Origin of the sequence: Actinomadura sp., from assembly GCF_044508335.1 — a bacterium.
Classification (GTDB): Bacteria; Actinomycetota; Actinomycetes; order Streptosporangiales; family Streptosporangiaceae; genus Spirillospora.
Map to the genome: position 1 here is coordinate 1 of NZ_JBIQHY010000232.1, position 2,404 is coordinate 2,404.

Here is a 2,404-nt window from a genome sequence, read left to right on the forward strand (position 1 = left end):
GCCCGGTCCCGGGGTGGTCGGCGACGTAGGCGAGCCGGTAGGGCAGGCCGGCGTCGGCGGCGGTGGAGAACACCTGGGCAGGCCCGGCGAGGTCGAGCAGATGCAGTCCGGGGACGAGCAGGAAGACGACGCGGTTCACGATCCGGTCAGCCTACCGCCGCCGCTTCGGGGCCGGTCGCGGGGGCCTGCGCGGGGGCGAGGTCGTCCAGGCTCGCGATGGTGGCGAAGCGCCCGGCCAGGGCGTACTCGGTGCGGGCGATGACCTGGTCGGCGGGCAGGGTGGCAGGGTCGGCGAGGATCTCCTGCAGGGGCCTGCCGGGCGGGGCGTCGCGGTGCTCGATGGGGAAGGTGGCGGTGGCGTCGGTGACGAAGGTGACGCGGTAGCCCAGGTCGGCGGCCAGCCGGGCGGTGGTCTCGCAGCACTGCTCGGTCTGGATGCCGCAGACCACCACCTCGCCGATGCCCCGCGAGGTCAGCAGCTGCGCCAGCCCGGTGGTGGTGAAGGCGTTGCGCGAGGTCTTGGTGAGGACGGGTTCGCCGACCCCGGGCGCCAGCCCGTCCATGAGGCGGACGTGGCCCAGGTCGGGGTCGAACGGGCCGCCGGTTCCGGGTTCGGCGTGCAGCACCCACACGACCAGGTCGCCGGCGGCGCGGGCCGCCGCGACCAGGCGGGCGGCGCGGCCGGCGATGTCGGGCGCAGACACCGCCGCCCAGTTCGGGCGGCGGCGGAAGGACTCCTGGACGTCGATGACGAGAAGCGCTCGGTTCATGCCGCCGATCCTGGCCGGTCGCCGCGCGCGGCGGCAGGCACGATCGCGGCGCGATGCGGAACGATCCGGTCACCGCACGGTCACCGCACGGGCGCCGCCCGGCGGCCGCCTGCCGGCTTCCCGGCGGAAAGGAGTTTGGCCGGTCGCGGGAGGGGACGTTCTGGACGGGCATCCCCCGGGTGGCGGGGTGCGGGCGATCGAGGGGGCAGCACATGGGCGTGCACGGCACCGGCGGGGACGCGACCGCGCGCGGCGTCCCGCCGGACAGCGCCCCGCCGCGGGGCGGGCCGCCGAGCATCGGGGTGGAGGAGGAGTTCCTGCTGGTGGACGCGGTGTCGGGGGAATGCGTCCCGGACGCCGAACGCGTCCTGGCTGCGGCCGGCCCGCACCGCTGGACCGGATCGGGCGGCTCCTTCCAGAACGAGCTGCTGACCTCGCAGGTGGAGGCCGCGACGGGCGTGTGCCGCGACCTGGCCTCGCTGGGCGAGCAGCTGCGGTTCGGGCGGGCGCGGCTGGCCGCGGCGGCGCGGGCGGGCGGTGCGCTGCTGGTGTCGTCGGGGACGCCGGTGCTGGACGGCCCGCCCCCGCCGCCCGCGCGCGGCGACCGGTTCGCCGAGATCATGGCGGTCTACGGGGACGTGGTGGAGGACTACCAGGCGTGCGGCTGCCACGTCCACGTCGCCGTCCCCGACCGGGAGGCGGCGGTGGCGGTGGTGAACCATCTGCGCCCGTGGCTGCCGGTGCTGCTCGCGCTGTCGGTGAACTCGCCGTTCGACCACGGGCGCCCCACCGGCTACGCGTGCCGCCGGATGGTGGAGATGGCCCGGTTCCCCGGCGCGGGGGTGCCGCCGTGGTCGGCGTCGGCGGCCGCGTGGGACGCGCGGGTCGCGGCGCTGGTGGAGGCGGGCGTGCTGGTCGACCCGGCCATGACGTTCTGGCTGGCGCGGCCGTCGCCGCGCTGGCCGACGGTGGAGGTCCGCGCGGCGGACGCGGCGCCCACCGCGGATGACGCGGTGCTGCAGGCGGCGCTGGTGCGGGGCCTGGTCGGCGCCGCCCTGGCCGATCTGTCGGCGGGCCGGGAGGCGCCGCGGGCGGACGGGCAGGTGTGCGCGGCGGCGCTGTGGAACGCGGCCCGGCACGGCCTGGGCGGCACGCTGGCCGACCCGGTGACGCGGCGGGCCGTCCCGGCGCGGCGGCTGGTGGACGACATGGTCGCCCGCGCGGCCCCCGCGCTGGAGGACACCGGCGACCTGGACACGGTGTTCACGCTGCTGGAGGCGGTCCGCCGGGCCGGGACGGGCGCGGACCGGCAGCGCCGCGCCGCCCGCCGGGGCGGCCCCCGCGCGGCGGTGCGGATGCTGGCGCGGCAGACCGAGTCGGGCCGCCTCACCGGGGGACCGCCCGCCCCGCCGGACGGGCCGCCCGTCCGGCGGCCCGGCACTCCACCGCACGCGACCCGAGGGGAGGAACCGGGCGTATGGGACGCGCGTGAGCGGGTACCGGAGCCTGACGCCCCCCTGACGACGGAGGACACATGACCGCTCCGCAGGCTCCGGCCCGCGAACACGCCGCGACCGCACCGGACGCGCCCGGCACGGCCGCGCCCGGCGCCGAGCCGCCCGGCACGGCGCACG

General features: G+C 78.4%; 2 protein-coding genes. One reads left to right on the forward strand and one right to left on the reverse strand.

The genetic code is table 11. The features are described from left to right. Positions 1 to 146: 146 nt before the first annotated feature. Positions 147 to 770 carry a cysteine hydrolase family protein gene (locus tag ACIWVC_RS34500; RefSeq protein WP_396450962.1) on the reverse strand — a complete coding sequence of 208 codons (624 nt, stop codon included), beginning with the start codon at positions 768 to 770 and terminating at the stop codon, positions 147 to 149. Between the two features lie 212 nt (positions 771 to 982). On the opposite strand from ACIWVC_RS34500, the gene ACIWVC_RS34505 reads away from it, so the two are divergent. Further along, entirely contained in the window at positions 983 to 2,308 is a 1,326-nt protein-coding gene (locus ACIWVC_RS34505) for a glutamate--cysteine ligase (protein ID WP_396455210.1), read from the forward strand. Positions 2,309 to 2,404 lie beyond the last annotated feature (96 nt).

Coding starts and splice junctions, on each gene's coding strand:
- ACIWVC_RS34505 (WP_396455210.1), top strand. CDS start 983: ATGGGCGTGCACGGCACCGGCGGGGACGCGACCGCGCGCGGCGTCCCG.
- ACIWVC_RS34500 (WP_396450962.1), bottom strand. CDS start 770: ATGAACCGAGCGCTTCTCGTCATCGACGTCCAGGAGTCCTTCCGCCGC.